At 70.2% G+C, this 26,217-nt stretch carries 19 protein-coding genes; all 19 read left to right on the forward strand.

Annotated elements, in window-relative coordinates:
- Positions 1-285 precede the first annotated feature (285 nt).
- The 19 genes from ACWCSU_RS19865 to ACWCSU_RS19955 all read left to right on the forward strand — a co-directional run bounded on the left by ACWCSU_RS19865 (position 286) and on the right by ACWCSU_RS19955 (position 26,196).
- A complete protein-coding gene (locus tag ACWCSU_RS19865; protein WP_357700297.1) occupies positions 286-447 on the forward strand; it encodes a hypothetical protein in 162 nt (53 codons plus the stop codon).
- A 60-nt stretch (positions 448-507) separates the two neighbouring features.
- Positions 508-807, forward strand: a complete 300-nt coding sequence (locus tag ACWCSU_RS19870) for a hypothetical protein (RefSeq protein WP_449936569.1) — start codon at positions 508-510, stop codon at positions 805-807.
- A gap of 55 nt (positions 808-862) precedes the next feature.
- The gene (locus ACWCSU_RS19875; RefSeq protein WP_364098914.1) at positions 863-1,420 is read left to right on the forward strand and encodes a helix-turn-helix transcriptional regulator; all 558 of its coding nucleotides are present in this window, start codon (positions 863-865) and stop codon (positions 1,418-1,420) included.
- Positions 1,421-1,702: 282 nt separating this feature from the next.
- On the forward strand, positions 1,703-2,725 hold the full coding sequence (locus tag ACWCSU_RS19880; RefSeq protein WP_357700304.1) for an amino acid--tRNA ligase-related protein: 1,023 nt from the start codon (positions 1,703-1,705) through the stop codon (positions 2,723-2,725).
- Positions 2,726-2,752: 27 nt separating this feature from the next.
- On the forward strand, positions 2,753-3,628 hold the full coding sequence (locus ACWCSU_RS19885; protein WP_357700306.1) for a class I SAM-dependent methyltransferase: 876 nt from the start codon (positions 2,753-2,755) through the stop codon (positions 3,626-3,628).
- 30 nt (positions 3,629-3,658) lie between these two features.
- Positions 3,659-4,708, forward strand: a complete 1,050-nt coding sequence (locus tag ACWCSU_RS19890; RefSeq protein WP_449936574.1) for a S66 peptidase family protein — start codon at positions 3,659-3,661, stop codon at positions 4,706-4,708.
- Entirely contained in the window at positions 4,705-5,223 is a 519-nt protein-coding gene (locus ACWCSU_RS19895) for a hypothetical protein (protein ID WP_449936576.1), read from the forward strand. Before ACWCSU_RS19890 ends, ACWCSU_RS19895 begins: the two co-directional genes overlap by 4 nt.
- Complete coding sequence (locus ACWCSU_RS19900; RefSeq protein WP_357700312.1) at positions 5,223-6,068, forward strand: hypothetical protein; 846 nt, start codon at positions 5,223-5,225, stop codon at positions 6,066-6,068. The genes ACWCSU_RS19895 and ACWCSU_RS19900 overlap by 1 nt, the downstream gene beginning before the upstream one ends.
- Positions 6,069-6,178: 110 nt before the next feature.
- Positions 6,179-7,408: an alanine--tRNA ligase-related protein gene (locus ACWCSU_RS19905; RefSeq protein WP_449936578.1), complete on the forward strand. Its 1,230-nt coding sequence runs from the start codon at positions 6,179-6,181 to the stop codon at positions 7,406-7,408.
- A 44-nt stretch (positions 7,409-7,452) separates the two neighbouring features.
- The gene (pheS, locus tag ACWCSU_RS19910; RefSeq protein WP_364098893.1) at positions 7,453-8,487 is read left to right on the forward strand and encodes a phenylalanine--tRNA ligase subunit alpha; all 1,035 of its coding nucleotides are present in this window, start codon (positions 7,453-7,455) and stop codon (positions 8,485-8,487) included.
- Entirely contained in the window at positions 8,484-10,553 is a 2,070-nt protein-coding gene (locus ACWCSU_RS19915) for a phenylalanine--tRNA ligase subunit beta (protein ID WP_449936582.1), read from the forward strand. Before pheS ends, ACWCSU_RS19915 begins: the two co-directional genes overlap by 4 nt.
- Before the next feature lie 44 nt (positions 10,554-10,597).
- A complete protein-coding gene (locus ACWCSU_RS19920; RefSeq protein ID WP_449936584.1) occupies positions 10,598-12,073 on the forward strand; it encodes an alpha/beta fold hydrolase in 1,476 nt (491 codons plus the stop codon).
- Between the two features lie 13 nt (positions 12,074-12,086).
- Positions 12,087-21,377, forward strand: a complete 9,291-nt coding sequence (locus ACWCSU_RS19925; protein WP_449936585.1) for an amino acid adenylation domain-containing protein — start codon at positions 12,087-12,089, stop codon at positions 21,375-21,377.
- Complete coding sequence (locus tag ACWCSU_RS19930; RefSeq protein WP_449936587.1) at positions 21,355-22,773, forward strand: MFS transporter; 1,419 nt, start codon at positions 21,355-21,357, stop codon at positions 22,771-22,773. The genes ACWCSU_RS19925 and ACWCSU_RS19930 overlap by 23 nt, the downstream gene beginning before the upstream one ends.
- Positions 22,770-23,150, forward strand: coding sequence for a thiol-disulfide oxidoreductase DCC family protein (locus ACWCSU_RS19935; RefSeq protein WP_449936590.1), 381 nt, complete (start codon positions 22,770-22,772; stop codon positions 23,148-23,150). Before ACWCSU_RS19930 ends, ACWCSU_RS19935 begins: the two co-directional genes overlap by 4 nt.
- 129 nt (positions 23,151-23,279) lie before the next feature.
- The gene (locus ACWCSU_RS19940) at positions 23,280-23,540 is read left to right on the forward strand and encodes an acyl carrier protein (RefSeq protein WP_449936592.1); all 261 of its coding nucleotides are present in this window, start codon (positions 23,280-23,282) and stop codon (positions 23,538-23,540) included.
- Positions 23,541-23,549: 9 nt separating this feature from the next.
- Entirely contained in the window at positions 23,550-24,287 is a 738-nt protein-coding gene (locus tag ACWCSU_RS19945; RefSeq protein ID WP_449936595.1) for a thioesterase II family protein, read from the forward strand.
- 36 nt (positions 24,288-24,323) lie between these two features.
- Positions 24,324-25,412, forward strand: coding sequence for an EamA family transporter (locus tag ACWCSU_RS19950; RefSeq protein WP_449936596.1), 1,089 nt, complete (start codon positions 24,324-24,326; stop codon positions 25,410-25,412).
- A 64-nt stretch (positions 25,413-25,476) separates the two neighbouring features.
- Entirely contained in the window at positions 25,477-26,196 is a 720-nt protein-coding gene (locus tag ACWCSU_RS19955; RefSeq protein ID WP_449936598.1) for an aspartate/glutamate racemase family protein, read from the forward strand.
- The last annotated feature ends 21 nt before the right edge of the window (positions 26,197-26,217 follow it).

The following is a 26,217-nucleotide window of genomic DNA, read 5'->3' on the forward strand; positions in this document are numbered from 1 at the left end:
TAGACGCCAATTGGGCCCCCACCGCGGAAGCGGGCGGCCGACCTCATGGACGCGTTCTTCTCGCCCGGGCCGGGATCCGCCATCAGCCCGATCGCATTGTCGCGGCCCCCGCCTCGGCGACATGGAGATCCGCCACTGGCGGTCGCCCGCTGCCGGCCCCGTGCGGCGGTCAGACCTAATCAGGTCAGACACCTTTAGGTCACGCGCCGGCACTTCAACACGGTCCATTCTGCTGAGCATACTGATCGCACCACACGGCAGTTCCTCACCAGAAAAGGATCGAAAATGCAGCTTCCCACGAAGTTCACCGCGAAGATCGCTGCCCTCCTCGTTTCCGTGGCCGTGCTCGGAACGGGCGGCGCGGTGGTGGCCCTGGCCGGTCATGCGCCCGCCGGCAAAGCAGTCATGAACGTGGCCGACGGTGTAAACGGAAACATCTGGGGCTGAGTCCCGGACAATCGTTGCCGATGTTTCGTCATGTATGTGATTACAGCTCGCTTGGCTCCGATGATCCCGGGGAGCCCGCCGCTCGACACCGAGCGGCTGCGCTCTTCCCTGACCGCGTTCAGAGGCCCGATCAGCGTCTGCCACGCCTACCTCCGAAGTGACGCCGGCGGGATATCGCTGGTCCTGTACCTGAACGGCGCCGACCTGCCGCAGGTGGAAAGCGGCTCCCGCGCCCTGCTGGAGGCGGTGCTGGCCGACGATGCCGATCCGGCTGGATGGGTGGTCGCGCACTGCGGGGCCGACGTGATCTCGCTGGCGATGGACACGTTGCTCAGGGCCGATCCGTTGACCGAAACCTGATCGGATGGCCCTCGCTCCGGTGTCAACCCCCTGGCTTCGAGCATGGAAGGATGGAATGAAACTCTCAGTCGGGCGTTCGCCGCACCAAGAGTCGCTCCGCTCGCTGCTCCGCAAGCTTCGGATTCGGGCCGGGCTCACTCAACAACAACTGGCTGATCTGTCCACGTTGAGTGTGCGTGCGATTCGTGATCTGGAAAGTGGACGGGTGCATCGGCCCCGTTTGGAGACCGTTCGCCTGCTGGCCGACGGTCTCGCTCTCGAAGGCGGCACCCGCTCGCTGTTCATCGCGGCGGCGACCGAGGCCGCCGCCGACGCCGACAACGCCGACGACCACAACGCCGGCGCCGACAATGACGCCTTCATGCCGGAAGACGACTTGGGGGCCACGATCGCGCACGTCATAGAGAACGCGCTCATGAGCACCGTGCCAGGCCAGGTGGAGGCGCGGCCCTGCCCTCCGGAGGGGGCCGTCCGGCAGGTGTCCATGATCCGCCTGGACGGCGGCGAGCCCCGTCACATCTTCATGGAGATCTGGATGTGGCGTGGATCCGAGATGCCTCAATGGTTCCGGACGGACGACGCGTCAGGGTGGAGAATCCCTGACCTGACTTGAGGCCGCGCCCGGCGAGCCGGGGCCGTGTGATGTCCGCCGCCGGCCGGTCCGTTCTCGGTCATCGAGCGACGGGCCGGCTCGCGGCCTTTTTCTGTCGTGAGCTGGGAAAAGTCGAGCCCGCTGCCACCCGCCGCCGTACGCCTGCTTTGCTGGCAATCTCTCGCCATGGCTGCTACACGCCTTGGCAGACGCTGGACGCCCGCCGTTTCGGTGACACACGATGAATGCGCGGAAGCCGCCATTCCCCCGAAAAGCGCCGTCCCGGCCTCATGAAAGGTTGCCATGTCACAACCGACTGTTCTCGCGCCCCGTTCCTGGGCAGAGCCGGCAAAGCATTATCTCGCCGTCCTGGAGAATTCCTGGTACCAGCATCTCACGCTGTTCCAGGATATCGTCGCCCATCGGACGACCGACTTCTGGACAGCCCATGGCGCCCGTTATCTCAACGTGCCGATCACGACGGGTTCCATTTCCAGCCCGATGGGCCGCGGCAGCGACAGCACGCCGGTGAAGGTCGAGCTGGAAGGCGTTTCGACCTATCTCGCGGACTCGATGCAGTTCATGCTCGAATTCGGCTGCCGGCTCTCGCCCGGCGGGGCGTACTACCTCATGCCTTCCTTCAGGGGCGAGCAGGCCGACCAGACGCACCTGTGCCAGTTCTTCCACAGCGAGGCCGAGATCGCCGGAGGTCTGGACGACGTCATCCGGGTGGTGGAGGACTACCTGCGCCATCTTGCCGCCGGCCTGCTTGAGCACGGCCGTCAGGCCGTGCTGGACGTCGCGGGCGGCGTCGAGCACCTGGAGGAGCTCGCGGGCTCGGCCGCCCTGCCTCGCGTGCCGTTCGAGGAGGCGGTGGCCCGGCTTCGCCAGGATCCGGCATTCGTGCGGGAAATGGGACCGCAGTGCCGCACTCTCACCCGTGCCGGAGAACGGGAACTGATGGAGCAATTCGGGGGATACGTATGGGTCACCCATATGGACCACCTCAGCGTGCCGTTCTATCAGGCGTTCGACCCCGACGATCCCACCAAGGCGTTGAGCGCCGATCTGCTTTTCGGTATCGGCGAAACGGTCGGCTCGGGAGAGCGGCACGCCAACGCCGCCGAACTTGAACGGGCGCTCGACCTGCACGAGGTGTCGGCCGACGAATATCACTGGTACATGACCATGAAGGACCGTCATCCGCTGCGTACATCGGGTTTCGGGCTCGGGGTCGAACGCTTCCTCCTCTGGGTGATGAAACACGACGACATCCGGGACCTGGCGCTGCTGCTGCGATTCAACGGCCAGCAGATCCTGCCCTGAAGCCATCAATACCGACACGGAGTTCTCATGGCACTGATCGACGTTCCCGCGCACGATTCCACGCAGCACGAAGTGCTCGACTATTTCCGCAAGAAAGCCGACGGCTACGACCAGGTGGACGAGCAGGTCTACTGGCGGCTGTCGGACCAGCTTCTCTGGGAGGCGCTGCAGGAGTACGTGCTTCCCAACGTCCCGGTGGGTGGGCGGCTCCTGGACGCGGGCGGCGGCACGGGCCGGTGGACCCAGCGGATTCTGCGGGAGCGCCCGGACCTGACCTGTGTGCACTTCGACCTCAGCCCCGACATGACACGGCACGCCACGGCGAAGGCGGAGGAAGACGGCTATCTCGACCGTCTCACCGTGGTGAACGGCGATCTGATGGACGTGGAACGGCACCTGGCGGGCGACCGGTTCGACCTGATCATCAGCTTCCACAACGTGCTCGGTTTCGTGGCCGATCCCGATGAGGTGCTCAGGCAGCTCGCCACGCTGATGGCGCCCGACGCCCAGCTGGCCCTGGTGCTGCCCAACCGCTATCACGCGGCCTTCTTCAACCTGCACGTCGGCATGCTGGAGGACGCGGAGTCGGCGGTGTCCGACGCTCGCGGGCGGTTCACTCCGGACATGCCGGCCATGCACTTGTTCACGCCCGGACTGCTGCACGAGAGGCTGGTCGGGCTCGGACTGACCGTCCCGGTCAGGACGGGGTTCCCGACGCTCATCTATCCGGGCTACCAGGAGACCCAGCTCGAAGGCACCAGCGCCGGCGTCTCCCGGAGCTTGTCCGACCCCCAGAGCTACGAACGCATCCTGAAGCTGGAGCGTCGCATGCTCAGCGAGCCGGACCTGGCCGAACGCGGGAACAACCTGTTCTTCGTCGCCCGCCAAGGCCCCGCGTCGTAGGCGATGCACTTCTCGACGAGGCGGGCTCTGGTGGACGAGCCGGACCCGAGCCCGCCCGCACCCCTGCTTCCGCACGCCCTGCGCCGCGGAGACGTGATCGGACTCTGCTCCCCCTCGATGCCGCACGCCGCCAGATTCCCCCGGCGCCGAACCCGGGCGATCGGCGCGCTGGAGGCGGCGGGCTACCGCGTGCGTGAGGGGCGGAACTGGCTCAAGGACACCGGTCACACGGCCGGCACCCCCGAGGAGCGGGTCCAGGACCTGCACGAGCTGTTCGCCGACGGCCAGGTCCGCGCCATCATGACCTCCATCGGCGGCTACAACGCCAACCAACTGCTGGAACTGCTCGACTACGACCTGATCCGGCGCCACCCGAAGCTGCTGATCGGCTACAGCGACGCCACGGCGCTCCTGCTGGCGATCTGGAAACGCGCTCGGGTGGGGGTCGTGATGGGCCCCCAGCTTCTTCCCCAGTGGGGGGAGTCCGGCGGATGCCTGTCCTACACCGAGGCGATGCTGGAGCGCACCGTGGCGGACTCCCGCCCGATCGGTGACATCCCGTTCCCCGAGGAGCAGGTTCTGGAGTTCCTCGCCTGGGACTGCGACGACGAACGGCCGAGACGCCAGGATCGGGCCGCTCCGGTACGGGTCCTGCGGGAAGGCGAGGCGGAGGGCTTCCTGATCGGCGCGAATCTCGACACCCTCCTGAGGCTGGCCGGTACGGACTTCTGGCCGGACCTGCGGGGCGCGATGTTGCTGGTGGAGACCGCGGGCAGCGACGTCGGCGAAGTGGAGGCGCAGCTGACCCACCTGCGTCACCTCGGGGTCTTCGACCAGATCGTCGCGCTGGGGCTCGGCCGGTTCACCGATCCCGCGATGGACCGGCTCCCCGAACTGGCGGCCGTCGTGGACCGGGCGGCGCAGGGCTTCCGCGGCCCGGTTCTGAGCGGGCTTCCGCTGGGCCACACCGACCCCGTGATGTGCGTGCCCTTCGGGGCGCGGGCCGTGTTGCACGCCGGCGAGCGGCAGCGTCTGACGGTGCTGGACCCGGCGGTCAGAGAGGACGGCTGCATGCCATGAACAAGGCGACGAAATGGTCGGCGCCGGTCGGGAGAAAGCCGGCGATGGCGGCGGCCTTCCTGCTCGCGGTGCTGGCGGGCCAGTTCTTCCACACGGTCGTCGACCGCAATCGATGGCCCTTCTGCTCCAACAACATGTTCAACCGCGCGCTGCCCCGACGGTTCCCCCAGTTACGGATCCGGCTGAGGGACGGCGACGAATGGACCGGCCTCCGCCAGGTCTACGGCCTGATGCCGCTGGAGTTCTTCCGGGTTGTGGACATCTTCGCCACCGTCCTGCTGGAGAACACGGACGACGAGGTGAAGGAGCGGTTCTGCCGGACGATATTGGACCGGCTCAACACGCGGCCCTGGCCGAACTACGACGAGGTGCGGCGATCGGAACGGCCCACGCATCCACGCGGTTTCACCGGACTAGAGGTGATCATGGTCAGTATCGACGTCGGAGACTACTCGATGACCGACGACGGGCCTCTCTACGACCACCAGGTGCTCTACCGCTGTGAGGTGGGGTGATGGTGCGCAGGCTCTCGGCGATCCTCTTCGGGCAGGAGGACGCCGCCGACCGGTTGCCGCTCGCGCGCGTGAGTCTGGGGCTCGCGGTCATCCGCACGATCGTGCAGATGCCCGCCGGGTCGTTCTTCGAGGAGCACCAGGACACCCTTCAGGCGTGCCAACCGGAGGACCGTCGCGGCGTCCGGCTGAGCGCCTTCCAGTTCAACGCGCTGCGGCTGCTGTCGCTGGCCGCCGTGGGGTTGTGGACGATCGGCGTGCGCCATGCCCTCGTGCGGGTCTCCGCGGCGGCCGGCTTCGCCGCGCTCAACTGCTATGTCGCCCAGTTCCATCCGCGTTTGTGGAACTACAACAGTCACCTGAACCTGTTCCTGTGCGCGGCGACCGCGGTCGACACCTCGAAGTGGCTGAGCGTCGACAAGCGGCCGCCCGGCCCCCTGTCGAAGGAGGAGGCGCAGCTTCAGTCGCTCGCGCTCGCCGCCATGCAATTGGGGGCCGCCTCGATCTACAGCCAGGCGGGGCTGTCGAAGCTCATTCACGGCAAGCTCAAATGGATGGTGGAGGGCGGCACCCTCAAGGGCTCGCTGGCCGTGCTGGGAACGGCCGAGGGACACCGCCTCAGCGCCAACGACCCGCTGATGCGGGTGCTGAGCGTGGCGACCGTCGTCGGTGAGGCGGCCTTCCTGCCGCTGTTGGTGGCCCGCTGGAAGAACCGACGTCTGATCGCGCTCGGCGCCGTCGCCTTCCATCTGGCGACCAAACGTTTCCTGGGCATCTCCTTCTGGCATCTGTGGGCGCTGTACCCGGCGCTGTTCATCGCCCCGTCGCCGAAGACCGACCGCTCGTAGGGAATCGCACTGCTCGTGTAGAGACGGGCCCGAAGCCAGGAGATCCAGCCATGCCAGGCCAAGTCAGTCACAGCGATGTACGGCGGGCGAGTCGTTCACAACAGACCCTTGTGGATCTGACCGCCGGCTTTACCGATCACTTCCTCCGAGCCGGGGCCGAGCGTCTGTCCGCCGAGCCGGCCGTACCGCGCGACGACCCGACCGTTCTGTTCACCAACTCCGCCGTGGTCGCGTTCAAACCCTACCTACGCGGTGACGTCGTCCTGGGCGATCGCACGCTCGTGGTCACCCAGCCGTGCGTCAGGGCGCACAATCTGAAGACCACCTTCAGCGAGGCGTTCTCGGCCGACTTCGTCCTGCAGTTCAACATGCTCGCCGTGCTCGCGCCCGTGGCCGCCCTCGACTCGCTGGCCGAGACCATCAGGCGGTTCTTCAGCGACCTGCACGGGCTGAAGGGCTCGCAGGTGCTGCTGAAGGTGGCGGCCGACGACCATGACCTGCACACCGCCTGGCAGGACGCCTGGACGACGCCGTTGGCCTACGACGAGGAGCCGCGTCGCTACTACCGCTGGGGCTTCGGCGAGGACCGGATGACCGGGCGGGGCGCCACCTTCGCCATCGAGCAGTCCGGCGGCAAATGGCGCGACCTGGGAAATCTCATCGCCTTCGAATGGGACGGCCGGACCGTCGGCTACGGGTTCGGAATCGGCGTCGAGACGCTCGCCGCGTGCCTGGCCCGCAGCAGGTGGGTGATCGACGTGATGCCGCCCGGGGTACTCCCGCCCGTGGAGACGGAGCAGCAGGCCAAGCTCGCGGACCTGCTGGGGCTGCTCGCCCGGCTGTACGCCAACGACATCGAGATGTCCGGCCGCGCCCAGGGCTACATCATGCGCATGGCCCTGGTGACGCTGGACGCCCTGGCGTCCGAGCTGCGGGTGCCCGAGGACGAGCTGCTGGCCAGGATGGGCGCGATCACGGCCGCGCAGACTCCTGATCTGGACCTGGTGCGCCCCTTCCGGCGAGACCTCGCACAGCTGCGCATGCTGCCCGAAGCGGTGCGTTCGTTCGACCTGTCGTTGCGGTGCCGCCGGGACGTGTCGCCGGAGATGCTCTGCGCCGCCGCCGAGGGGGTCGCGCTTCCCGACGTGCTCAGGATCGACTCGTCCGTCTCGGACGTGTGGTGCGGGCCTTCGCTGGACGAGGACGAGCACTCCGTGACGATCTCGTTGAGCCTCCTGACCCGCCACCCGTTGACTCCGCAGCAGATCAAGGAGGCGTTGCGGACCGTGACCCAGGAACTGGCCGGGAATTTCGGCGCGACATTGCGCGGCACGGTATAGGCCGCGGCCCGCGATGCCGGCCACGTGCGTTCTGTGGAGTGAAAGTGGACCTTGCAGCAGAGATATATGACCGGTTCTCGGCCGACCTCGCGGAGGCTGTCACCGGAGAAGAGCTGGCGGCGGTCCAGGCCCGGCACACGGGCCGGCGCAGCCGGGTGAAAGAGGAGTTCCGCGAGCTGGCGAAGCTGCCTGAGCACGAGCGCAAGGAACGCGCGGTCATGCTCAACGGCCTGGAACTGCGCATGCGCGTGGAAGTGGAGGAGAAGACCGGCCGGGTGCGGGCGGAGGAGACCGCCCGGCAGATCGAGCACGAATGGCTCGACCTGTCCCTGCCCGGTCAGGTGCCCCGGCGTGGCGCCTGGCACCCGCTCACGGAGGTGGAGCGCCACTGCCTGGACGTGCTGCGCCGGCTCGGATTCGAGCGCGCGGACGGTCCGGAGGTCGAGGACGCGTACCACAACTTCGACGCGCTGAACATCCCGCAACACCATCCGGCGAGGGACCTGCAGGACACCTTCTGGCTCGACGCCGGGCTGCTCCTGCGCTCGCACACGACCACCATCCAGGCCCGAGTGCTGGGCGGCCGGCCGCGGACGCCGGTCAAGATCGTCGCGGCGGGACGGGTCTACCGCAACGAGGCTGTGGACGCCACGCACATGGCGATGTTCCACCAGCTTGAGGGCTTCTGGCTGGAGCGCGGGCTCGCCCTGGGGCATCTGAAGGAAGTTCTCGTCTTCGTGGTACGGGCTCTGTACGGAGACCGCGTGCGGATGCGGTTCAAACCCAAGTACTACCCCTACACCGAACCATCGCTCGGGCTGGACATCGCGTGCACGGCCTGCGGCGGCGACGGGTGCGAGGCCTGTCACCGCGTCGGCTGGGTGACCATCATCGGCGCCGGGATGATTCATCCGGCGGTGCTTCGCGAATTCGGCTTCGACGGCGACGGGATGCGCGGGATCGCGTTCGGCTGGGGCACGACCAGAATGGCCGCGCAATGGCTCGGCATCTCCAAGGTGAGGTCGCTGTACTCCGCCGACCACCGTCAGCTGGCCTACCTGCATCGAGGCGTCTCATGAAATTCTCCCTCGCCGGCCTGCGCGCGTTCCTGCCGGAGCTGCCCCACGACCTCGCCCGGGTGCGGGCGGCGCTGGACGAGTCCGGTCTTGAGGTCAAGGGCGTCGAGTCCGACGGCTCGGACTCGTACGTGACGCTGGAGTTCCTGGCCAATCGTGGCGACCACCGCTGTTACGCGGGGGTGGCCACCGAACTCGGCGCCCGGCTGCGCCTCCCGGTGACGCTTCCGCCGGTCGAAGAGCCGGAGATCGGCGACGGCACGATCGAGGTGGCCGTGGAGTCGGCGGCGTGCCTGGCGTACTCGCTGACCCCGCTCACCGTTCTCGATGCGAAGGCCGAGCTGGGCGCCCCTGTGACCGCCAGACTGGCCGCCGGCGACCTCCTGACCGGATCGGCGCCGGTGGACGCGGCCAACGCCGCGGCCTTGGAGCTCGGCCAGCCGACCCACGTCTTCGACGCCGACCGGGTGAGCGGCACTGTCCGCATCCGTGCGAGCCGCTCCGGTGAGCAGGCCCATCTGATCGGGGAGCGGAAGCCCCGGCCGCTGCCCGCCGGCCTGCCCGTGGTGGCCGACGACGAGAAGATCCTCGCGGTGGCGGGCGTGCTGGGCTGCGAGGAGTCCCGCGTGCGGGAGGAGACGCGGCGGCTGCTCCTGGAGTCCGCGGCCTACGATCCCGTGGCGGTCAGGAAGGCCGCGGCCGCGATCGGGGTCTCCACCATGGCGTCGCAGCGATACGAGCGTGGCAGCGACCCCACCGCCGTCCTTCGGGGCGCCGGCCGGGTGATCCGCCTGTTGGAGGAGGCCGGCGCCGCCGAGCGGGACGGGCCGTCCACCGTGCCCGTACGGTGGACGGCCCCACCGCCGCGCATCGCGCTCGACCCGCCGACCTGCTCCGACTTCCTCGGCGTCGAGCTCGGCCTGACGGACATGGCCGGCAGGCTCGGCGAGTACGGCTTCCGCCACGAGGGCGACGGGGAGTTCTCCGTGCCGGGCTCGCGCATCTGGGACGTGAAGGAGCCGGAAGACCTCTACGAGGAGCTCGCTCGCCATATCGGCTACGACACGCTGCCCGCCCGGCCGCTGCCGGCCAGCCCCGGCGCCCCGCTCACGCCGAAGGAAGAGCTGGTCCAGGCGATCGGCGACACCCTCGCCGGCCTCGGCTTCTACGAGACGTTCACCGAGGGCTTCTACGGCAAGGAGACGTTGCGCCTGCTCTCACCGGCCGAGTCCGAGCCGCTGGCCCGGCACGTGCGGATACTGAACGCCGAGGACCGCCGCTACTCCATGCTGAAGAACAACTGCCTGGCGCAGGCCGTGGCGGCGGTGAGCGCCAATCTGCGGTTCAAGCAGGGCGACGTGCGCCTGTTCGAGGTGACCCGGGTCTTCGAGCCCGACGCCACGGCGGACAACGGCCTCTGCCGCGAACACGAGGTCGTCTGGGCCGTGGCACTGGGCAGCCGCGCCGCCGACCAGTGGTCGGGCAAGCCGGGCGAGACGGATGTCTTCTTCCTGCGCGGCGCGGTGGAGGAGATCGCGCTGCGCTGTGGTGCCGACGTCGCCTTCCGCCCCGTCCCGCAGGCCCATCCGCTGGCCGGAGTCCTCCACCCCCACCGCGGCGCCGAGATCCTCCTCGACGGCCGGCACGCGGGGCTCGTCGCGGAAGTGCATCCGGACGTGCGCCGCCGCGCCGGCCTCGGCGGCAACCGTCCCTGCTACCTGGAGCTGCGCCTGGACGCGTGGAAGCTGCGCAAGGAGCCGGCCGGGCGCCCGCCGTTCCGTGAGGACCCCGGCGTGGAGCGCATGGTCGACTTCGTCATGCCCCGCCCGGTGCTCAGCCAGGACGTCCTGGACGTGATGACCGCCGCCGGTCCTCCCTGGGTGCGCAGCATCAGAGTCGGCGACGTCTTCCTGCCGCGCGGAGCCGCTCCGGGCGAGCGCTCGGTCACCTATGTCATCACCTGCAACAGCGAGCCCGTACGGCCGGCCGACGAGGTCAACGCCATGCTCGAGAGCTTCATCGAGAAGGTGACGGAGCGATTCGCCGACCAGGGCGTACGCCTGCGCTGAGTGCCCTCGATCCATCGCCCGTCCCGTGAGAACGGTTAACGACATTGACGCATCTCCATTCCATTCTGTTCTGCATTCCCCATGCCGGCGGATCTGCCAGCTCCTTCGCGGGCTGGCACGGCCCGTTCGGGCACAGCGCGGAGGTACGGCCGATAGAACTGGCCGGGAAGGGCGCAAGGGCGGGCGAGACGCCGTACGCGTCGATCCAGGAGGCCGCGGAGGACGTCGCCGGCGTCATCGAGAAGGAGTCGGCCGGCAGGACCTGGGCGGTGCTCGGCCACAGCATGGGCGCGCTCATCGCCTACGAAGCCGTACGCGTGCTGTCGGGACGTGGGCATCCCCCGGCTCAGCGGTTGATCGTCTCGGGATGTCCCGCCCCGCGGCAGCGGCCGGGCACGCGCCCGGACGAGCCGCTCGAAGGCGCGGGGGCCCTCGGTTTCCTTGAGCGGCTCGACGGCCTGCCGCCCGAGATCGCCCGAGACGGGGAGGCGGCCGAGTACTTCGCGGAGCTCGTCCGCCGCGACGGCCTGCTTCTGTCGGAGTATCGCCACACACCGCCGACCGGCCCGCTCGACTGCCCCGTCACCGTGCTGACGGGTTCGGCGGATCCCATCACGACGGACACCGATCCCGCCGACTGGGAACTGGCGGTCGACCGGCCGGTGCGCATGTGCCGCGTGAACGGGCGAGGACATTTCTTCACGATGGAGAACCCCGCGGAGTGTGCCGCTCTGGTGCTCACCGAACTCGGCTGGACCGCGGCGCCCGAGGAGCGGGCCGCCCGGCTGTACCTGGATCTCATGAAGAAGACGCTGACCAACGTCATCTACGAGGACCCGCCCGTGCCCAGCGACTGGAGCCCGGGCTCCACCTATGACCGGGTCAATCGCAGCGCGGGTCTGGACTGGCCGAGCAAGGCCCACACCATGGTCGGGCTACGCCGGCTCGACAACGTCCAGGAATGCGTCGAGCGGGTGCTCCGCGACGGCGTCCCGGGCGATCTCATCGAGACCGGCGTCTGGCGCGGGGGCACCACCATCATGATGCGAGCCGTACTGGCCGCATGGGGGATAGAGGACCGGCTCGTGTGGGTGGCCGATTCCTTCCAGGGGATGCCCGAACCCACGCCGGACGCGCACCCCGACGACACCCGGCTCGCCACCCACGAGTTCAACCACTTCATCGGCGTGCCGCTGGAGACGGTGCAACAGAATTTCCGCGCCTATGGACTGCTGGACGACCAGGTCCGCTTCCTCCCGGGCTGGTTCAAGGACACCCTTCCGTCCGCCCCGATGAACCGGCTCGCCCTGCTGCGGCTGGACGGCGACCTGTACGACTCGACGATGGACGCGCTGGAGCACCTGTACCCCAAGCTCTCCCGCGGCGGCTTCGTCATCGTCGACGACTACTTCCTCAAACCCTGCCGCGACGCCGTCTACGACTTCCGCGACAGGCACGGGATCGAGGACGAGATCCGAGACATCGACGGCTACGGCGCCTACTGGCGTCGAGAGAACTGAGGGAGGCCCCGATATGTCCGGCGACTTGCCCATGACGACGACCGCGGCCGCCCAGGTGGAAGGTCCGCCGGTGGCCGACGACGGCGCCGCCCTCGCGGACACGTTGGCGGGCGCCCTCCTGCGCGCCGCGAGCGAGGCGCCGGACCACGGCGTGGTGATCGTCGCGCCCGACGGCCTGTCCAGCACCGTCCTCACCTATCCGGAGCTGCTCGAAGCCGCGCGTTCCGTGCTGGCCGGGCTGCTGCGGGCCGGCTGCGCGCCCGGGGACACGATCGTCCTGTACGGTCTGGACCTGGCGGACTACTTCCCCGCTCTGTGGGCCTGCCTGCTGGGCGGGCTCGTGCCGCTGCCCGTGGACGCGCGCCGTGACACGGCCTCCCGCACCCGATCGGTCGAACGGCTGCGCGGTGCGTGTGACGTCCTCGGCCGTCCTCGCGTCCTGACCGACGCGGCCGGCGTCCGGACGCTGGCGGGCGAGAACGATCTGCGCCCGATCGACGTCGCCGAGTGCCGGGCGGCCGTGACGGACCCGACGCCGCCGCCCGCGCCCGGCGGGGCGGACACGGCGTTGCTCATGCTGTCGTCCGGCAGCACGGGAAAGCCGAAGCTCATTCCCCTGACGCACGCGGGCCTCGTCGACTTCGCCGCCGGTAATCGGCACATGGTGGGCTGGGAGCAGCAGGAGAAGACGCTCAACTGGCTGCCCCTCGACCTCAGCGCGAGCCTGCTGCTCTACCACGTGCTGCCGGTGTTCCTGCGGATGACCAACGTCCACGTGCCGCCGGAGGTCGTCCTCGCCCGCCCGGTGCGCTGGTTCGACCTGATCTGCGCGCATGGGGCGCACCACGCGTGGGCGCCCACGTTCGCCTTCCGGCTGCTGTGCTCCGCGCTCGCGGGCGGCGGGGAGCGGCCCCGCTGGGATCTGAGGCACGTACGGACGATCGTGAGCGGCGGTGAGCAGATCACGGTACGCGCCGTCGACGACCTGCTCGACGCGCTGGCCCCGTACGGCCTGCCGCGCGACTGTTTCGTCCCGGCCTGGGGCATGACCGAGACCTGCACGGGCATCACGTTCGGCCGGTACGGCGAGCCGGGCGGCGTGCATCGGCTGCGTTCGTCGAGCCTGCACGGCAGGGTCGCGCCGGCCGGGCCCGAGGTGCCGCACGAGGAGTGCGCCTCCTACGTCGCACTCGGACGGCCCGCGCCGGGCTCGGCCATCCGCATCGTGGACGACCGGCAGCGGCTGCTCACGGAGGGCGAGATCGGCCATCTGCAGGTGCGCTCCCCACGGGTGACGCCCGGCTATCTCCACGACGACGAGGCGAACGCGCGGGCGTTCCCCGAAGGCCGCGGCGGGCCGGCGAGCTGGCTGGCCACGGGGGATCTGGCGTACGTCCTGGACGGTCGGCTCGTGATGGTCGGCCGGCACAAGGACGTCATCGTCATCAACGGCGAGAACCACTCGTGCACGGCGATCGAGGCGGTCGTCGAGACCGTCGACGGCGTCGCGCGGGGAGCCGTCGCGGCCTGCGGGGTACCCGACGAGGCGCTGGGCAGCGAACGGCTAGCGATCTTCTTCGCCTGCTCGCCCGGCGACCGCACGGCCGACGAGATCGCCGGCGACGTGGGACGGACCGTCGTCCGCCGGCTGGGCCTGTTCGCCCACCACCTCGTGCCCCTGGCGCCCGAGGACTTCCCGCGCACACCGGGCGGCAAGCTGCGACGCGCCGACCTGGCCGCGATGGTGCCCCGGGGACGGCCCTCGGAAAGACCTCCGCGGGACGCCACCGCGTCCCCGGACCTGCTCCGCCTGCTGCGCTCGGAGGTCGCCTCGCTCGGCGTGGCCGTGGATCCGGGGGGCGCCGACGACCACCGGCCCTTCCACGAGTTCGGCCTGACCTCGGTCTCGATCGTGCGCCTGCACGCGCGCCTCGACGAGGTGCTCGGGCGCGAGCTGCCCGTCCACGCCCTCTTCGAGCACCCGTCGATCGCCGAACTGGCGGCGTTCCTCGACCGGCGCACGAGCGAACCGGACCGCGGCGCGAGGCGGCCGTCCGCCCCGGACCCGCGGGTGGCCGTCATCGGGATCGGGCTCAGGTTCCCGGGAGCCCGCACGGCCGGGGAGTACTGGGAGAACCTGCGCCGGGGAAAGGACTGCACGACGGCCTCTCCCGGACTGACGCGCCGTGGAATGCTCGACGACGTCTTCGCGTTCGAGCCCCGGTTCTTCGGCATGAGCCCGAAGGAGGCCACCCTCACCCATCCCGGGCACCGGCTGTTCCTGGAATGCGCCTACGAGGCGCTGGAGGGGGCGGGATACGCCGCCGATGGCGCGGACGCCCGCGTCGGAGTGTTCGCCGGCGAGGGGATGACCCTGCTCGGGTACCAGTCGCCCGCCTCGGGCGGCCGGCCGGCCGGAGGACTCACGGACGCCATGCAGGCCGCGATCGGCAGGCAGAGCGACTTCCTGGCCTCGACCGTCTCGTTCCGGCTCGGCCTCACCGGGCCGGCGATCGGCGTCCAGACGGCCTGCTCGACGTCTCTCACCGCCGTGCACCTCGCGATCCAGGCGTTACGCGCCGGCGATGCCGACATGGCGCTGGCCGGCGCGGCGGCGATCAACCTGCCGCAGGACTCGCGGTACGTCCACCATCCCGAGTCCGTGCTCTCCCCAACCGGGATGTGCCGGCCGTTCGACGCCGGGGCGGACGGCACCGTCCCGGGAAACGGGGTCGGCGTCGTCCTGCTCAAGCCCCTCGCGGCGGCGATCGAGGACGGAGATCCCGTACTCGCGGTGATCTCCGGCACGGCCGTCAACAACGACGGCCGGCGCAAGGCGGGTTTCACCGCCCCGAGCGTGCAGGGCCAGGTGGACGTCGTCCGCACCGCGCTGCGACGTGCCGGCCTCCGCGGCGACGACCTCGGCTATGTCGAGGCGCACGGCACGGGCACCCCGGTCGGCGACCCCATCGAGTTCGAGGCTCTCAGCCGGGCACTGCGCTCGGACTCGGGACGTGTGGGCTTCTGCGCGCTCGGATCGGTCAAATCGAGCGTCGGCCATCTCGACACGTGCTCGGGCATCGCCGGCCTGATCAAGGTGGTGCTGATGCTCGGGCACCGCGAACTGGTGCCCACGCCCAACCTCTCAACGCCCCATCCGGCGCTGAACCTGGGAAGCAGCCCCTTGACCCTGGCCGCCTCGCCGCGGCCGGTGCCCTGGACGCCCGAAGGCTCGCAGCCGCTGCGTGCCGGGGTGAACTCGCTCGGCGTGGGCGGCACCAACGCCTTCGTGGTCGTGGAGGAGCCGCCCGCGCGCGTCCTCTCCACGTCAGGTGAGCGTTCCTACCCGGTGCCGCTGTCAGGGCGTACCGAGGAGGCGGTCCGCCGGACGGCGGCCCGGATCGCGGACTGGCTGCTCCGGCATCCGGACGTGACCGTGCCCGACGTGGTGGCCTCGCTGGCACGCCGTCCCGCCTTCGAGGTACGCGCCGCCGTGGTCGCCGCGTCCGTGGCGGAACTCGTGCCTTCCCTACGCGCCTGCCAGGTCCCGGCAGCCGGTTCCGCGCCGCCGCGGGACGGCTCGCTGGCCTTCGTCTTCTCGGGACAGGGCAACGCCCACCACGGCATGGCGCGTGACCTCCACGCGTCGTTGCCGGTGTTCCGGAGCGTGCTCGACGAGTGCGAGCAGGCCCACCTGGAGCACACCGGCGTCAGCCTCTCGGACGCGCTGCTCGGCCGGCGGGGAACCGGCCCGCTTCCCAACGACCTCGCGCAACCGGCGTCGTTCGCCTTCCAGGTCGCGCTCGCCGCCCAGCTTCGCGACTGGGGCGTGGAGCCGGAGTACGTGTGCGGGCACAGCCTCGGCGAGATCTCCGCGCTGTGCGTGGGCGGCGCCCTTTCCGTCCGCGAGGGCGTGCTGCTGACCGCGCGGCGCGGCCGGCTGATGGAATCGTCCGTCGCGGAAGGCGGCATGCTGGCCGTACGCGGGGACGCGGCGCTGATCGGGCGTCTCGCCCGCGACAGCGGGCTGGAGATCGCGGCGCACAACGGAGCTCGTGAGTTCGTGCTCTCCGGCACCGTCACGGCGGTCCGGCGCTGCGAACGGCTCCTGACGGAGGCGGAACTGGACTGGCGCCGCCTGGAGGTGAACCGGGCGTTTCACTCGGCCCTGCTCGACCCCATGCTGGAGGAGTGGGAGCGTGCCGTCTCCGCCCGCACACTGTCGCCGCTCAGGGTGCCGCTGGTCTCGTCGGTCGACGGCGCGGTGCTGCCCGCCGGTGACGCACCCGATCCCCGCTACCTCGTACGACAGGCGCGGAACGCGGTGCGCTACGACCGGGCCGTGTCCTCGCTGCGGGACTCCGGATGCCGGTCGTTCCTGGAGATCGGCCCGAGAGACGAGCTCGCCGCTCTCGGGCGCCGGCTGACGCCGGACCTGGACTGGTCGTCGGCGCAGCGACGTGGGACGGAACCACTCAAGGCGCTCGCGCTCGCCGTGGGCGAGCTGTACGTGGCGGGACGCCCGGTGGCGTGGAGCCGGGTCGCCGCGGAAGGCCGGCGTGCCGCCCTGCCGGGCCATCCCTTTCAGCGCACGGACATCCCCTACACCGGGCACGAGGAGAAGGTAGCTGTGAACGGTCCTCTCACCATCATCCGGTCGCTGACGGCGGAGCGGCTCGGCCTCGCCCCCGGCGACGTCGACGTGGACGCCACCTTCGTGGCGCTGGGCGGCGACTCGTTGTCGATGGTCGCGCTGACCAGGCAGGTCGCCAGGGAGTTCGGGGTACGCGTGCCGCTGCGCGCCCTGTTCGACGAGGCCGACACGCCACGCAAGCTCGCCGACTCCGTGACCGGAGGCGTCGAGGTGGACGTCCCGCCGCCGCCCGCCCCCGGGAACGGGCCCGACGTCGCGGCGACCGAGCTCACCGATGTGTACGCGGCGCAGCTCAGGCTGGCCGAGGGCATGGTGGACAAGGTGACCGGGCTGATCGCACGGCAACTCGATGTGCTGGCCGCACGACCGGCGCCGCGGCCACCGGCTCAGGTCGTGCCCCCGGAGGCTCGGGCCGTGGCTCCGCCGCCCGCCGCGGCCGTCCCCGTCACGACCGCTCCCGCACCGTCGCGGCCGGACGCCGCCGCGACGGGAGCGTGCGACTTCAGCCTCTACTTCTTCGGCAACTATCCAGACCAGGACGCGAACGCCAGATATGCCCACATCGTGAGCGCCGCGGAGTACGCCGACCGCCACGACTTCCACGCCCTGTGGATTCCCGAGCGCCATTTCCACTCCTTCGGCGGCCTGTTCCCCAACCCGTCGGTGCTGGCAGCCGCGCTGGCGACCCGCACGTCAAAGGTCCGGCTCCACGCCGGCTCCGTCGTCCTGCCGCTCCACGACCCGATCCGGGTCGCCGAGGAGTGGTCCATGGTCGACAACCTCTCGCAGGGGCGCGCCGGCCTCTGCGTGGCCTCGGGGTGGCACGCGAACGACTTCGCGCTGGCGCCGGCGAGTTACGCCGACCGCCGTGACCTGATGGTCGAGCGGCTCGGCACCGTGCGGCGGCTCTGGGCGGGCGAGAAGATCTCCGTCACCTCCGGCACGGGGGAGAGCATCGAGGTGGGGCTGTTCCCGCGTCCGGTTCAGCCGCGGCCTCCGCTCTACGTCGCCGTGGTCGGCAACCCGGACAGTTACCGCCGGGCGGCCGAGAACGATCTGGGCATCGTCACCAACCTCATGTCACAGAGCGTCGACCAGCTCGCGGCGAACATCGCCCGCTACCGGGACGCGCGGGCCGAGCATGGTCTCGATCCGGCCGCCGGCCGCGTCGTCGTCCTGATGCACACCTATGTCGGCGACGACCTGGACCGGGTCCGCCGGGAAGCGGCCGGGCCGTTCCGCGAGTATCTCCGGGCTTCGCTGCATCTGCTCGGCGACCTCGCCGGCAGCCTGGGCATCGAAGGGGACGTCACCCAGGCCGACCAGGCGGACGTGGAATACCTGCTCGACGAGGCGTACGAGCGCTACTGCCGCGACCGTGCGCTGATCGGCACTCCGGAGAGCTGCCGCCCGATCGCCGACTCGCTGATCGCCGCCGGCGTGGACGAGATCGCCTGCTTCGTCGACTTCGGGCTGCCCGGCGAGCAGATGCTCGCGGGGCTGCCGGGGATTTCCACCCTCCGGGCGCGGGCCGCCGCGCCACCCGCGCGGAAAGAGGTGGAGCAGCGGGCGCAACCTCCCGCTCCGGCCTCCCCGGCGCAGCGGCGGCTGTGGATCGTCGAGCAGATGTATCCCGGCCGTCACGACTACTGGGAGCCGAAGGGAATCCTGCTGGAGGGCGCACTCGACGTCGAAGTGCTGCTCGACGCCCTGCGGCAGGTGATCGCCCGCCATCCGCAGCTACGCTCCCGGTTCCGGGAGGTCGACGGCCGGATTCAGCAGTCGTTCCACGCGCCGGGTCCGGTGCGGTGCCCTGTCGTGGACCTGACCGGCCACACCGTGGAACAGGCGCACGCCGAGCTGGCGCGGGAGCTGCGCGGGCGGAGGCCGGATCTGTCCGAGGGGCCGCTGGTCCTCGCCACCCTGGCCGTGCTCGGTGAGGGCCGCCACTTGTTGTTCCTGCTGGCGCACCACATGGTCTTCGACTCCTTCTCCACCGGAGTGTTCGCCCGGGACCTCGCGGCCTTCTATCGGGCCTGGCCCGGTCGGCCCGCGGATCTTCCCGCGCTTGCCGCCTCGGTGGCGGCCCGTCCCGAGCACACCCCCGGCGATCTCGCCTTCTGGACCGGGGAGCTGGCCGGTGCCGAGGTCCTCGCCCTTCCGACCGACCGCGCCGTCGCGGGCTCTCACGTGGTTCAGGGCGCATGTCTGACCCGCGAGTTCGGTGACCGGCTGGCCGCGGGCGTCGAGTCGTACGCCCGCGATCACGGGGCCACGACGTTCATGGTGATCCTGAGCGCGCTCGGCGCGGTCTTCGCGCGGATGGCCGGCCAGGAGGACTTCATGCTCGGCACGGCGGTGACCGACCGGCCGGAGGGCACCGAGCACCAGGTGGGCATGTTCATCAACACGTTGGCGCTGCGCATGGACGTGACGGGCGACCCGAGCTTCCCCCAGCTGGTACGGCGTGTCCGCGACCGGTGCGCACGCGCCTACGAGCACCAGAACGTCCCGTTCGACGACCTGGTGACCGCGCTCAACCCCGAGCGGGTCGCCGGCGCCAACCCCCTGTTCGACGTGATGATCGAGTACGAGAGGGCGACCGGTCTCGACTTCGACCCGCCGCGCGTGCGCGCCGAGATCGTGGACGCCCCGGCGGACCGGGCGCCGTTCGCCCTCACCTTCTACCTGACCAGGCACGAGACCGGACTGCGGTGCGCGGTCGAGTACGACTCGGCGCTGTTCGACGCGTCCACGGTGGCACGCGTCCTGGACTACACCCGTGAGGTGCTCGACCGGGCGCTGACCGACGGCACGGCGCCGCTGTCCGCGCTCACCCGGCTCACGGCGGCCGACCGCGACGCCCTGGAGGCCCGCCAGGCTCCGGCGAAGGCGCCCGAGCCGCCCTTGTGCCTGCACCACCTCGTCGAGGAGCAGGCCCGGCGCACCCCGGAGGCGACGGCGATCGTCGGCGACGAGGGACGGCTCACCTATCGGGAGCTCGACGAGGCCGCGAACGCCCTGGCCGGCGCCCTGGCGGAGCGGGGCCTCGGCCGGGGGGACCGGGCAGCCGTCCGCATGGCTCCGGGCGCGAATCTGATCATCACGCTTCTCGCCGTGCTCAAGGCCGGCGCCGCGTACGTCCCGCTGGACGTCTCACTGCCGAAGAGCCGCATCGACTTCTGCCTGGAGGACAGCAAGGCGGCTCTGCTGGTCGTGGACGAAGGCTTCGCCGGTTCTCCATGGGAGCCGACGTTCGTGGTCGACGACACCGTCCGCACCTCGTTCGCCGCGGAACCGCCGCGGGTGCCCAGCACGCCGGAGGACATCGCCTACTGCGTCTACACCTCCGGCTCCACCGGCAGGCCGAAGGCGGTGCAGGTGCCACACCGCGGCCCGGTGAACCTGGCGCGCTGGCAACTGCGCAACCATTCGCCGCTGCGCACCCTGCAATGGACCTCCGTCGCCTTCGACGTCAGCGTGCAGGAGATCTTCGGGACCCTCGCCTCCGGGGCGGCACTGGTCGTCGTGCCGGAAGGCGTGCGCGGCGACGCGCAGGCGCTGGGCGCCGCTCTGAACCGGCACGACGTGCAGCGGCTCCACCTGCCCTGCACGGCCCTGAAGCACCTGGCCGAGTGCGATCTGAAGGCGCCGTCCCTGCGCGAGGTCCTCAGCGCGGGCGAACCGCTCACCGTCACCGCCGCGCTGAGACGGTTCCTCGACGCGCATCCGGACGTCCGGCTGTTCAACCAGTACGGCCCGACCGAGACCTCCGTGATCGTCACCAGTCACGAGGTCACCGACCTCGACAGCCCGCTCGTGCCGATCGGCCGGCCCATCGACAACGTGCGCGTCCAGGTCATGGACGGCAACGGGCAGGAGGTGCCGATCGGCGCGATCGGCGAGCTGTACGTCGGCGGGGTGGCCGTCGCCCACGGGTACCTCGACGATCTCGCCCTCACGAAGAGGCGCTTCCTGTCCGGCGCCGAAGGGCCGGTCTACCGCACGGGCGACCTCGTACGGTGGCGTGCCGACGGCGATCTGGAGTTCCACGGCCGTCAGGACCAGCAGGTGAAGATCCGCGGCCACCGGGTCGAGCCCGGGGAGACCGAATGGGCGCTCGGGCGGCTGGCCGAGGTCCAGAACTGCGCGGTGCTCGTACGCCCCGACGCCTCCGGCGATCCGCAGCTGGTCGCCTACGTGGTGATCGAGCCCGGGACGTTCTCGCAGGAGCGGCCGTGGAACGTCGAGCTGCGCGACAGCCTGCGCGCGCTGCTGCCGTCGTATCTCGTGCCGGACAAGTGGATACGCGTGGACGAGCTGCCGATGAACGCCAACAGGAAGTTGTCCTCCGCCGACCTCCCCGACCCTGTGGAGGAGGACGGGGCAGCCGACGGGGACAAGCCCGTCACCGCCGTGGAGGAGGCGCTGCACGAGATCTGGTGCGCCGAGCTGGAACTCCGCGCGATGCCGGTGACCCGGTCCTTCTTCGACGCCGGGGGCAACTCGCTGAAGGCGCTGCGGGTCATCACGTTGATGCGGGAGCGGTTCGGCTACCAGTATCCGCTGGCCGACTTCATGGCCGAGCCGGACATCCGATCGGTGGCCGGCCGCCTGGAGGTGGCGAATGACGTCGCCGCCGTCCACTGACAGCCCACCTCGTGAGGCGCGGAGCAGGGCGTTCATACCGTCGCTCACCCTGTCGGGCTTCACCGTCTCGCTCATCAACATCCTGCCGGTCCCGCTGCTGCCGAGCCTGCCGGAGATGCTGGGCACCACGCCGGCGTCCGTGTACTGGACGGTGACGGCGACGTTGCTGGTCGCCGCCGTGTCCACGCCGATCTGCGGGCGCCTGGGCGACATGCTGGGCAAACGCCGGGTGCTGCTGTACTGCCTGGGCCTGATGGTCGTCGGCTCGGTGATCTGCGGCTGCGCCGGCTCCGCGGCGACGCTGATCGGCGGACGCGCCCTGCAGGGCTGCGCGGCGGGGGCGCTGCCTCTCGGGCTGAGCATCATGCGGGACCAGCTTCCGGCGCGGCGGCTCGGGCGGGGGCTCGCCGCCATGAGCGCCTCGGTCGGGCTCGGCGGGACCGTCGGGTTCCCGCTGGCGGCGTTCATCTCCGAGCACGCGGACTGGCATGCGCTGTTCTGGCTGGTGGTCGCCTTGGGCGTGGTCCAGGTGTCGCTGGTCGCGTTCTTCGTGCCCGAGAGCGGCATCCGGCACGGCGGGCGTTTCGACTGGATCGGCGCCACCTCGTTGTCGGCCGGGCTGGTGTGCGTTCTCGTGGCCCTGTCGAAGGGCCACGACTGGGGGTGGACGAGCCCCGCCATCCTGGGCGCCGCCGTCGTGGGCACGGTCGTCATCGCCTGCTGGGCGCGGTACGAGTCACGCGTCGGCCAGCCGCTCGTCAACCTGCGCACGCTGCGCGCTCTGCCGATGCTCCTGACCAACGTGGTCACGTTGCTGGTCGGCTTCGCGATGTTCGTGCTGTCCCTCGTGGTGCCCCAGATGTTGCAGGCGCCGCCGGGTACGGGGTACGGCGCGGCGTGGTCCATGGTCGAGGCGGGGCTCGCGCTCGCTCCGGCCGGGATCGCGATGGTGGCCGTCGCCCCGGTGTCCACGCGGATCGTCGTCAGGCTGCGGAGCAGGGGCGTGCTCCTGCTCGGTTGCGGAGTCATCGGCACCGGCTACGCGCTGATCATCCCGCTGTCGGGATCGTCCTGGATCGTTCTCGCCCCTGCCGTCGTCGGCGTCGGGCTGGGCCTGGCGTTCTTCGCCATGCCCGCCATCATCGCCGCGACCGCCCCCGCTGCCGAGACAGCCGCGGCCAACGGGTTCAACACCCTCGTCCGGCAGCTCGGCGCCGCGCTCTCCAGCGCGTTGACGAGTGCCGTCTTCGCCAACTACAACGTCCGAGTCCCGGTGGGCGGCGTCGTGCACCTATACCCGTCGCGTACCGGCCTGACGATCGCCCTGCTGGCCGCCTGCGCCGCCTGCGCCGTGGCCGCGGTGGTCACGACCTGCATTCCGAGGGATGTGTCATGAACGACCGGCTCCAAGACCCGCGGGGGACGCTCATCTTCGACGGCGACTGCGGCTTCTGCACCTCGGTGGTGCGGCTGCTGTCGCGGTACGTCGCACCCGGCGTCGACTACCGTCCCTGGCAGCGCGAGGACCTCGACGCGCTGGCGCTCACGATCGAGCAGGTGACGCGCGAGGTGTGGTGGCTGCACCCGGCCGAGACCCGCGCCGGGGGCGCGCGGGCGTTCGCCAGAGTCCTGCGGCACGGACGTCGGCCGTGGCCGATCGCCGGACGGCTGATGGAGCTGCGGCCGATCGCCGCTCCGGCCGCTCTCGTCTATCGCTGGATCGCGCGCAACAGGAGCAGGCTGCCCGGCGGCACCCCCGCCTGCCGGTTGTAAGACCGTCGCCCCTCTTCGTGAGGGGGCGGGAGTTGCCTTCGTTCTGCCGATGGAACTACCCATCGAATCGTCCGGTGCTGCCTAAAGTGTTCATCGATGAAGCCGCCCTGCATTTGGACGAAGTGACCCATGGAAAACGAACGGCAGCAGGCATTGTCGAGGATATTCGCGGACGTGCTGGAGGTGGCCGAGGTCGGAGCGGACGACAACTTCTTCGACCTCGGCGGAAACTCCCTCATGGCCATGAAGATCGTCAATCGGGTGCGTGACGAACTCGACGGGAAAGTGACGGCCCGCCTCTTCTACCGGTGGCCGACGATTGCCGGGCTCGACCAGAACGTGGAATTCGGGGTGGCGCCCGGCGGCCCGATGACACGTTATCCGGAATAGGAGCGCGGCATGACGCGTATATCGATCATCAAGCATGAGCGTTCGTCCGCTCCTGAAACTCGGCTCTTCTGTTTTCCGCACATCGCGGGCGGCCCGGCCATGTTCACGAGCTGGGCCGAGGCGTTGCCGCCGGAGATCGAGCTGTGCGTGCCTCTGCTCCCCGGCAGGGAGCGGAGTTTCGGCCGGGCGCCGTTCACCGACATCGAGGACCTGTGCGCGGCGCTGCACGAGGCGGTCGGCCCTGCCATGGACATTCCGTCGGTCTTCTTCGGCGACTGTCTCGGCGCGCTGGTGGCCTTCCGGCTCGCACAGCGGCTCCAAGCCGCCGGGGAGACCGGCCCGCGCATGTTGATCGTGCAGGGTGTGGGCGCGCCCCAGACACTCGCGGAGACGGAAATGGGATATCCGCCGTCCGACGCGGCCACCGGTGAGCTGGTGGACTACCTGAAGCGGGCCGGCGACACCGATTCCGCGTTGCTGGACGACCCGGACTGGGTGGAGATCCTGGAGCCGGCGCTCCGCGGGGATCTGGCCATCGCGGAGAGCTTCCGTCACCACGCCGCCCCGCTGCTGACCGTACCGATCTCCGTCGTCGTACGTGACCACGCCAGAGCGACGATCGCCGACTTCTCCCTGTGGGCCGGCCTGACCGACTCGGAGTTCACCCTGCGCGTGCTGCCTCCCGGACCCCGGGAATGGGAGCGGACCGCCGCGGCGGTGGGTCGCCAGATTTCCCGGACGAGCTAGTCGAAGGGCTGTCCAGTGCATCATCGAGTGCGGGCCGTGGGCCTGATCATGGCCTTGACCTCCGCCTGTTGCTTCGGCTTCGCCGGGGTCGCGGCGAAGGCCCTCGGTCATGTCGGCCTGGGATCGCTGCAGGCGGTGTGGATTCGGCTGCTCATAGGTTCCTGCCTGCTCGTGCCGTTCGTGCTCCTGCGGCGGCGGGACGCTCTGCGCGTCCCCCGGTCGGTGCTGCCGGCCATGGCCGCGTACGGTCTGCTGGCGGTGGCCGGCGCGCAGGGCATGTTCTTCGCCGCGCTTTCCCGGATACCGGTGGGCATCGCCCTTCTGATCGTCTATCTGGCGCCCGTCCTCGTCCTGCTCTGGGTGCGCGTCATGTGGCGGCGGAGGATCTCCTCGCACGCCGTTCTCGGCGCCGTTCTGGTGACGATGGGACTGGCGTCGGTCGTGCAGGTGCGGGCGGGTGCGGGACTCGACCCGCTCGGCCTCTTGTTTGCTCTGTCCGCCGCCTGCTGTCTTGCCACGTATTTCCTGCTCAGTGAATCGCTGGCCGGAGTCGACGTGCTCGGCCTGCTGGTCTGGGGGCTCGGTGGCGGCGCCCTCGTCCTGACCCCCGTGGCCGCGCCATGGAACATCCGCTGGGCGGCATTCCTGGAGGACGTGCCGGTCGGCGGCTGGCAGGTGCCCGTTGTCGGCGTGCTCGCGTGGCTGGTGCTGGTGAGCACGATCGCGGCCTACCTCACGGGCATGGGCGCGGTCAGGCGCCTGTCCTCCCCGCTGGCCAGCGTTCTCGCCAGCCTTGAGGTCCTGGTGGCGGCCGTGGTGGCACTGATAGCGCTGGACGAGCGGCTGTCGTTCGTGCAGTGGTGCGGCATGTTTCTCGTGCTCGCCGGTTCGTTCCTGTCCAACCGGGCCGCGAAAGAAGGTGGGGGGAAGCCGGGGCGGAGCCGTCCGGACGATGCCGAAGGGCCGCGTGCGGTCGTGGACGCCGGCCCGGTCGCACGCCCGGCGGCACCCGGCCGTCACGCCGTCACCGTCTCCCGTACCGGCTTCGACGACCCCGCGCAGCGCCTTGTCACGGAGCTTCAGCCGCGCCTCCTGCACCCGACGCGGCAGCACGGCGACCACTGACCTCTCGTCCGCGCGACACCGTCCTCCAGGCTGCCGCCCCGACTATGTAACGGAATGGAGTCATATGCGTACCATCGGTCTTATTGGTGGGCTGAGCTGGGAGTCCACTGCGATCTACTACCAGATCATCAACCAGGAGGTCCGTGCCAGGCTGGGCGGAACCCACTCCGCGCGCAGTCTCATCTGGTCCTTCGAGTTCAGCAGCTGCGAGGAGCTCATCTTCGCCGGACGCTGGGACGAGGTCGGCGCCCTGCTCGGCGACGCCGGGCGGAAGCTGGAGGGCCTGGGCGCCGACACGCTGCTCATCTGCAGCAACACCTTCCATCGTGTCGCCGGGCAGGTCGCGCGGTCGGTGACCGTCCCGGTGCTGCACATCGCGGACGCCGTGGGCACGGAGGTCCGCAACCGGGGAATGCGGAAGATCGGCCTCCTGGGCACCCGCTTCACCATGGAGGGGTCGTTCTACCGGGACCGCCTGGCCGCCAACGGCTTCGAGGTGGTCGTGCCGGAGTACGAGCAGCGGCTGGTCGTCGAACGTGTGATCTTCGACGAGCTGGTCCGGGGGGTGCTCAAGGAATCCTCCAGGGAGGTCTTCGGGCAGATCGTCGCCGACCTCGCGGCGAGGGGCGCGGAGGGCGTCATCCTCGGCTGCACCGAGATCGAGCTGCTGATCAGCGAGAAGGACACCAGCATCCCGGTCTTCCCCAGCGCCCGCTTGCACGCGGAGGCGGCCGTGGACTTCGCCCTGCACGCGGCCCGATTCGACGGCGCGTCAGCCGCTTGACGCACGGAAGGCAGGAGGTGG

This window comes from Nonomuraea sp. NPDC001699 (genome assembly GCF_053596455.1).

Excerpts from the sequence above, each read along its gene's own strand:
- ACWCSU_RS19865 (WP_357700297.1), top strand. The coding sequence starts at position 286 with ATGCAGCTTCCCACGAAGTTCACCGCGAAGATCGCTGCCCTCCTCGTT.
- ACWCSU_RS19870 (WP_449936569.1), top strand. The coding sequence starts at position 508 with ATGATCCCGGGGAGCCCGCCGCTCGACACCGAGCGGCTGCGCTCTTCC.
- ACWCSU_RS19875 (WP_364098914.1), top strand. The coding sequence starts at position 863 with ATGAAACTCTCAGTCGGGCGTTCGCCGCACCAAGAGTCGCTCCGCTCG.
- ACWCSU_RS19880 (WP_357700304.1), top strand. The coding sequence starts at position 1,703 with ATGTCACAACCGACTGTTCTCGCGCCCCGTTCCTGGGCAGAGCCGGCA.
- ACWCSU_RS19885 (WP_357700306.1), top strand. The coding sequence starts at position 2,753 with ATGGCACTGATCGACGTTCCCGCGCACGATTCCACGCAGCACGAAGTG.
- ACWCSU_RS19895 (WP_449936576.1), top strand. The coding sequence starts at position 4,705 with ATGAACAAGGCGACGAAATGGTCGGCGCCGGTCGGGAGAAAGCCGGCG.
- ACWCSU_RS19900 (WP_357700312.1), top strand. The coding sequence starts at position 5,223 with ATGGTGCGCAGGCTCTCGGCGATCCTCTTCGGGCAGGAGGACGCCGCC.
- ACWCSU_RS19915 (WP_449936582.1), top strand. The coding sequence starts at position 8,484 with ATGAAATTCTCCCTCGCCGGCCTGCGCGCGTTCCTGCCGGAGCTGCCC.
- ACWCSU_RS19925 (WP_449936585.1), top strand. The coding sequence starts at position 12,087 with ATGTCCGGCGACTTGCCCATGACGACGACCGCGGCCGCCCAGGTGGAA.
- ACWCSU_RS19930 (WP_449936587.1), top strand. The coding sequence starts at position 21,355 with ATGACGTCGCCGCCGTCCACTGACAGCCCACCTCGTGAGGCGCGGAGC.
- ACWCSU_RS19935 (WP_449936590.1), top strand. The coding sequence starts at position 22,770 with ATGAACGACCGGCTCCAAGACCCGCGGGGGACGCTCATCTTCGACGGC.
- ACWCSU_RS19940 (WP_449936592.1), top strand. The coding sequence starts at position 23,280 with ATGGAAAACGAACGGCAGCAGGCATTGTCGAGGATATTCGCGGACGTG.
- ACWCSU_RS19945 (WP_449936595.1), top strand. The coding sequence starts at position 23,550 with ATGACGCGTATATCGATCATCAAGCATGAGCGTTCGTCCGCTCCTGAA.
- ACWCSU_RS19955 (WP_449936598.1), top strand. The coding sequence starts at position 25,477 with ATGCGTACCATCGGTCTTATTGGTGGGCTGAGCTGGGAGTCCACTGCG.